Origin of the sequence: Roseomonas sp. TAS13 (assembly GCF_001950415.1) — a bacterium.
In the GTDB taxonomy this organism is placed as follows: domain Bacteria; phylum Pseudomonadota; class Alphaproteobacteria; order Acetobacterales; family Acetobacteraceae; genus Roseomonas; species Roseomonas mucosa.
Window position 1 is genome coordinate 1 of sequence record NZ_BDLP01000241.1, and the last position, 6,672, is coordinate 6,672.

The 6,672-nt window shown below is 71.9% G+C and carries 6 protein-coding genes; 1 reads left to right on the top strand and 5 read right to left on the bottom strand.

Translation table 11 applies throughout. The annotated features are described in order from the left end of the window. The 5 genes from ROTAS13_RS16745 to ROTAS13_RS16765 form a co-directional block, all read right to left on the bottom strand. The coding region (locus ROTAS13_RS16745; RefSeq protein WP_075822900.1) for a glycosyltransferase at positions 1–2,726 on the bottom strand (2,726 nt) is incomplete at its 3' end. A gap of 23 nt (positions 2,727–2,749) precedes the next feature. Next, positions 2,750–3,070, bottom strand: coding sequence for a hypothetical protein (locus tag ROTAS13_RS16750; RefSeq protein ID WP_139323400.1), 321 nt, complete (start codon positions 3,068–3,070; stop codon positions 2,750–2,752). A gap of 139 nt (positions 3,071–3,209) precedes the next feature. Beyond that, positions 3,210–3,941 (bottom strand): ABC transporter ATP-binding protein, encoded by a 732-nt coding sequence (locus ROTAS13_RS16755; protein WP_019460171.1) that lies wholly within the window; start codon positions 3,939–3,941, stop codon positions 3,210–3,212. 7 nt (positions 3,942–3,948) lie between these two features. Next, positions 3,949–4,785, bottom strand: a complete 837-nt coding sequence (locus ROTAS13_RS16760; protein ID WP_075822901.1) for an ABC transporter permease — start codon at positions 4,783–4,785, stop codon at positions 3,949–3,951. 147 nt (positions 4,786–4,932) lie between these two features. Then, positions 4,933–5,358 (bottom strand): glycine zipper 2TM domain-containing protein, encoded by a 426-nt coding sequence (locus ROTAS13_RS16765; RefSeq protein WP_019460173.1) that lies wholly within the window; start codon positions 5,356–5,358, stop codon positions 4,933–4,935. A gap of 408 nt (positions 5,359–5,766) precedes the next feature. On the opposite strand from ROTAS13_RS16765, the gene ROTAS13_RS27265 reads away from it, so the two are divergent. Next, a partial coding sequence (locus ROTAS13_RS27265) for a lytic transglycosylase domain-containing protein (protein WP_171979128.1) occupies positions 5,767–6,672 on the top strand: 906 nt, incomplete at its 3' end.

Sequence of the window (6,672 nt, forward strand, 5' to 3'; positions counted from 1 at the left end):
GCTGTCCGGTAGGCGCCGGCCGGGGCCGCCCGCGTTCCCGCCGGAAGCGTGGCGCCGTCCTCCGCCGGCATCTCGAAGCGGACGGGCTCCACGCGGAGCGCCGGGGGATGCGCCAGCAGCAGGCGCTCCAGCTCCGCCGGGTCCGGCCAGCCATCGGTCACGTCCAGAAACAGGAAGGGCGGCCGGCGCGGCGGGAAATTGGCCAGGCTGGCTTGGGCGACGGAGGCCCAGTCCTCGGCGCTGCCGCGCGGCAGCAGGGCGCCATGGAAGGGATCGCCCAGCCGGAGGAAGGCGCCGGGCCTGTCGTAGAACGCCTCGATCGCCTCGCGATAGGCCAGCCCGATCCGCTCGGGGGATAGCGTCTCCCGCACCCATTCCCGTGCCCGTGCGCCGAGTTGGCGGCCCGAGGCGGGGTCCTGCAGCAGATCCTGCAGCACGGCGCGCAGCTCCCCATCCCCGAACCGTTCGGGAATGGCGCGGAGGCAGCCATCCGGCACCTGCGACATGGTGCCATGGCGGTTCACCACCACGGGAAGCCCCGCCGCGAGGCAGTCGATCAGGGCGCCGGAGGTCTCGCCGCGCGAATGGTCGCGCAGTTGGACCGCGATATCGGCCGCCGCCATCCAGTCGGCATAGTCCTGGGGCGAGACCCGTCCGGTCAGCCGCAGGGTGGCGCCTTCGCGCGGGAGGTCGAGCTGCTCCACCGCCTCGCCCACCAGCGCCAGGAGCGGCCGCTTCCCCGCGTGGTGCAGTCCATGGCAGGCCGCGACGAGACGGTCCGGCAGCTTGCTGGCTGTCAGGATGCCGAAGCTGGCGATGACCGGGAGATCCGGTGCCAGCCCCAGGCGCCGGCGGGCGGCGGCCCGGTCGCCCTTCGGAGGAAGCCGGCGCAAATGCGGGATGATGGCAGGCTCCCCCGCCGTGGCCGCGTCGTAGTGCCGCCGCGTCCATTCGGCGGCGTGCAGCGAGTGCTGGATCACGCCGATCGTGTCGCGCAGCACCGGCAGGCTGCAGGGCCAGGCGCGGGTCGCGGCGATATCGCCCTCGCGCAGCCAGGTCAGGACGGCGGGCCAGCCGTGGGAGGCATGCAGCGCCGCGACGAGACGCTCCCGGTCGCCCTCCCGGTAGGCCCGCCAGAGCGCGTGGCCGGACAGGAAGGAATCGTGCAGCGTCGCCACCCCTGGCTGCTCCGCCAGCAGGCCCCGATACTGGAAGTCGTGGAGATCGGAATTGCCGAGCTGGTGGAGCACCCGGTCGAAGCGTTCCCCCAGGTTCCCGAAGGTGCCGGCATCCAGCACCGGAAAGGCGCCCCGCAGCCGCTCGTCCTCGGTCAGGCCGCTCTCGCAGACCAGGGTGACGTCGTAATGGCGCGCCAGGGCCGGGGCGAGCTCACGCGTATAGTCGGCGATGCCGGTCGGCTGCGGCGGCAGGGGCGAGACCAGGGCGAGGCGCGGCAGGCGCCGCCCGGGCACGAGATGGGCGGGACGGTCCCGGAGACGCGGGGCTTCCAGCAGGGCCTCCAGCGCCGACCAGCTGCGTGCCGCGGTATCCGCCCAGCCGAAGCGTGCCGCCTGGGCCGGGGCATGGGCCAGGAGCTGTGCGCGGAAAGCGGGCTCCGCCAGGGCGCGCGTCATCAACCGGGCGATATCCGCCGGATCACGCGGGTCGAACAGCGCCTCCTCCAGTCCGATCACTTCCGGCAGGCTGCCGGCGCGGCTGCCGATCGCCGGGGCGCCGCAGGCCATGGCCTCCAGCACCGGCAGGCCGAAACCCTCGTAGAAGGAAGGAAGCACCGAAAGGTCGCAGGCCGCGTAGAGCGCCGGCAGGTCCGCCTCCGGCACGAAGCGGATCAGCACCGCTTCCTCCGCCCCGAGGCCGGCCGCCTTGCGGGCCAAGGCGAATTCCGCGGGGTCCGTGGCGCCGACGATCACCAGCTGGTGCCGGGCCCGCAACGCCGGCGGCAACAGCGCCTGGGCCCGCAGCAGCCCGGCCTCGTTCTTGCGCGGGTCGCCGCCGCCGACAAAGAGCACGAAGCCGTCGCGCAGCCCGTAGCGGGCGAGCAGCGCCTGCTTCCGCGTTGCGTCCATTCGCTGCGGGCCGAAGACCGCGCTGTACCCGGCGCGGATATTGACCACCCGGTCGCCGGGCAGGGCGAGATGCTCCATGGCGTCCTGCCGGCTGGCCTCGGAGATGGCGAGCAGCAGGTCGGCCTCGGCCATCTCGTGCAGGCAGCGGAAGTACCAGTCCTTCAGCCGCTGCGCCCCCGCCCAGGGGCCATCGAGATAGTCCTCCCGCTGGATCAGCGGGATCAGGTCGTAGCAGACCGCCGCCGTGGCCGGCCGTGCCCGGTCGGGCGGCCAGCGCGCGATCACGTCGTCGGATGAACCCTCGAAGAGGCTGGTCGCCAGGAGCAGGTCCGGCGCCAGCGCGGCGATGGCCTCGGCCCGCAGGATCTCACCCGCCGTGCGCCGGGCGGGACGGGGCTCGGTGACATCCGGCGCGCCGGCGGGGCCCCACCAGAGATGGAAGGCGGAATCCGGCAGGACCTCGCCGAAGGCTTCCCGCAGCGCGTCGCCGCCATCGCCCAACGTGCCGTTGAGCAGCAGGTGCACCTCGTGCCCCCGGGCCTCCCGCGCCAGGGCGAGCGCCAGGTCGCGCGAGTAGCGCCCGATGCCGCGAAGGCGGCTCGTGCCCTGGGCGCCCTGCATGTCGATCAGCAACCGCATCGGTATTCCGCCGCTTTCCGCGTTCAGATCCCGCCATGCCGCGCCGCGAGGCGCAGGAAGGCGGAGCGTTCCGCATCTGACAGGACCGGTGGCGGCTGCAGCCGCACACCCTGCACGGAGATGTGGGCGGGAAGCGCGGCTCCTTCGGAAAGCCGCTCATAGGCCATGAAGCGATGAACCAGCCTGGCCTTCAACCCTGGGCTCAGGGCCGCGAGGCGCAGGCCGATCATGCGCGCGATGGGGATCGCCCGATAGGCGCGCACCCCCTTCCGGAAGCCCTGGCGCAACTGGCGCTTCCAGGGTTCCGGAAGATCCCGCAGCGGCGCCAGCAAGGACCGTTTCAACGGCTTGTCGTCTCGTTCACCCATCGGGCGAGAGCGATAACGGCAGCAGTCCGGGGAAGCAACCAGGCGGGGGGACAAAGGCACGCGACGGGCGGCCCGGCCCGGGAACGGAAAGCCGGAACGGGACGGCGGATGGGCCTCAGGCGGCGCCCAGGATCTCGTCCACCGTGCCGTCGGCGGTGATGCGCCCGGCCTCCAGCCGGATGGCGCGGTTGCACCAGCGGCGCACCACGTTGAAGTCGTGCGTGGCGATGACCATGATCTCCGCCTTGTCCACCAGCGCCGCCAGCCGCTCCTCGGCCTTGCGCATGAAATCCGCGTCGCCGGCCGAGAACCATTCGTCCATCAGCAGGATGTCGGGGTTCATGGTGGTGGCCATCGCGAAGGAGAGGCGGATGCTCATGCCGGCGGAATAGCCGCGGATCGGCACGTCCAGGAACTCGTCCAGACCGGAGAAGGCGGCGGCCTCGCGCTCCAGCCCGGCGATCTCGGCGTCGCCGAGGCCACGGAAGAGCCCGCGCAGGCGGATGTTCTCGCGCCCCGTGGAATCCGGGTCCATGCCGGCCGCCGGGTCGATCAGCGAGCCGATCTCCCCCTCCACCCGCAGCGACCCGCCGACCGGCTCGTAGATTCCGGCCAGCGTCCGCAGCAGCGTGGTCTTGCCCGCGCCGTTGTGCCCGACCAGCGCCACGCGCTCGCCCGGGCGGATGGTGAAGGTGAGGTCGCGCAGGGCGTTCACCACCACGCGGTTGGACTCGTCCGTGCTCACCCGCACCGCCGCCTTGGCCAGCAGCCGCTTCTTCAGCGAACGGGAAGCGACGTGGTAGAGCGGGAACTCGATGTTGAGCCCCTGGGCCTCGATGATAGCCATGTCGTCGTCAGACCCAGAAGGCGAGGCGGCCGCGGAAGCGGACGAAGAAGCCCAGGGCCAGCCCCGTGGCGGCCAGGGTATAGAGGATGGCGCCGACCCAGGCCATCATGGCCCCGCCGCCATCCACCAGCGGGCCGCGCAGCACTTCCAGCAGGTCGTAGAAGGGGTTCAGCGGCAGCCAGGCCTGGGTCGCGGGGCTCAGCAGGTCGGCCTTCCAGATCACCGGACTCATGAAGAAGGCGAGCTGCATGATGTTGGTCACGATCGGCCCGACATCGCGGAACCGGGCACAGACCATGCCCAGGAAGACCGAGGCCGCCAGGGCGTTCAGGAAGAAGATCAGCAGCCCGGGGACCAGCAGCACGACCTCCGGCCCCGGCCAGCGGTTGAAGATCGCCAGCACGAGGAAGAGCAGGGGGATGTTGTGCGCCGCCGTCAGCACGTTGCGGAAGACGCAGCGCAGCGCATGGGTGGTGAAGGGCAGGCGCATCTGCCGGATCACCCCTTCCGCGCCGGTCAGCGCCGTGCAGGCATCCGTCACCAGGCCGTTGATCACGTTCCAGACCACGAGGCTGACCGCCAGGTGCGGCAGGTAGTCGCGCAGGCTGATGCCGAGCAGGCGGGAATAGAGCAGCCCCAGCCCCGCCAGCATCGCGGCGGTGGAAAGGGTCAGCCAGAAGGGCCCGATCACCGAGCCGCGGTAGCGGTTGCGCAGGTCGAGTCGCGCCAGCGCCCAGCTCAGCCGCCAGGTCTGCAGGCCGGAGGACAGGTCCTCCATGGCGCGGGAGAGGCGTCGTGGGTTGCTCGCGTCGATCTGGAAGACGGGCGACGGCTGGGCGGTCATGGCGGGCGTGCCTATACGAAGCCGCGGGGCGCTACAACCTGTCTTGCGGGCAGGGCGGCCCCGCCCTGCCCGCCGGAACCCCTGGCGGGCCGTGCCGCCGGGGGAGGGCCTTCCTTCCCCCGGTGCCCTCGCGGGGCCTCTACCGTCCTACTTGGGCGCGTAGGCACCGATCGGACGGGCGGAGACGCCGGTGGCCGGCGGCGGGGCGCCAATGGCCCGGCCGATGCGCACCTGGTCGGGACCATGGGTGATGAAGACCCGGTCGCCGACCTGCAGGTTGTCCTCGTTGGTCTGCACCACGGCGATGTCGCCGCCATTGTCCTGCTGGATGATGAACTCGATGGCCTGGCCGGTGCCGGTCCCGCGCTCGATCGCATTGCCGGCGAGCCCGCCCAGCACCGCGCCGCCCAGGCCGCCCAGCACGTTGCTGCGCCAGTCGCCGCCGATGAAGGAGCCGGCTACGCCGCCCGCCACCGCGCCCGCCGCGGTGCCCACCCCGCTGCGGCCACTCTGGACCGTCACCGGCCGCGTGCCCTTGACCACGCCATAGGTCACGGCCGCCGGCACGCCCATGGTCGCGCTGCTGTAAGTCGCGCCCGTGTTCTGTGGTGCGCAGGCGGCCAGGCCGCCGGCCAGGGCCAGTGAAACCAGGCAGAGCCGAAGAGCAGCCGAAGACGAACGATGCGCCCGGGAATGGCTTGTTATACGACGCATGAGGCGTTCCTTTCGGAAAGGCAGAGTGTCTTCTGCGCGGAATGTGGCGAGAAGGGGGCGCCAACGTGACGTGGATCGCACAGCGGCGCCAGCCCGCGATATGCATCGTAGAGTCTCCACTTGCTTCATGCCCAGGCTTCCGTTAGCCCTTTCCGCCGCAGGCACCGTCTGCACCGCGGCTTCCGGCCGTTTCGCCAGCGTGGGGGCGCCGGCGATCGGCCAAGCCGGAAGGACCGCGGGAGTACCGAGGATTGGGGGGATTGGGGGATGCTTCCTCGCGGGTTTGATCGGCGCGGCCTGACCGCGCGCGTGCGGGGAGCGATGACGCTGTCGCTTCTGGCCTGTGTGGCCGCCTGCGGCAGCCAGCAGGTCGCGACCAGCTCGTCCCGGCATATCTACGATTCCTCCTCCAACTACCACCGCCCCGCCTCCTACGACCCGCCCGGCCCGCCCGGCGATCCCTGGGGCCCCTATATCCGCGATGCCTCCAAGCGGTTCGACGTGCCGGAGCGCTGGATTCGCGAGGTGATGCGCCAGGAGAGCGCGGGCCGGACCACGGCCACCAGCCCGGTGGGCGCCATGGGCCTGATGCAGGTGATGCCCGGCACCTATGCCGAGCTCGCCTCCCGCTACGGGTTCGGGAACGACCCCTACCACCCCTATGACAGCATCATGGCCGGCGCCGCCTATATCCGGGAGATGTACGAGCTCTACGGCAGCCCGGCCTTCCTCGCCGCCTACAACGCCGGCCCCCGCCGCCTGGAGGACTACCTCTGGGGCGGCAAGGGCCTGCCCGCCGAGACCCGCAACTACGTCGCCCGGATCGGGCCGCGGATCGTGGACGCCCATCCGTCCCACCGCGCGCCGCCGGAGGTCTATGCCGCCGCCGACATCCCGCTGCGCATCCCGGCCGGGCCGCGCCGCGGCGACACCGCCACCATGCTGGCGCTGCGCGACCAGCGCCGCGCCGTCGATCCGGGCGTGAAGGTCGCGACCCTGCCGCCCGGCCCGGTGATCCGCATGGAGCCCATCCCCGACGGCTCGACCAGCATCGCCTCGGCCCCGCCGCCAGCCGTGCAGGTGGCCAGCCTGGGCAACGGCCCGGTCATCGCCATGGAGCCCATCCCGGACGGTTCCACCCGCTCCTCCTCCGGTTCCTACGCCCCGCGGGGC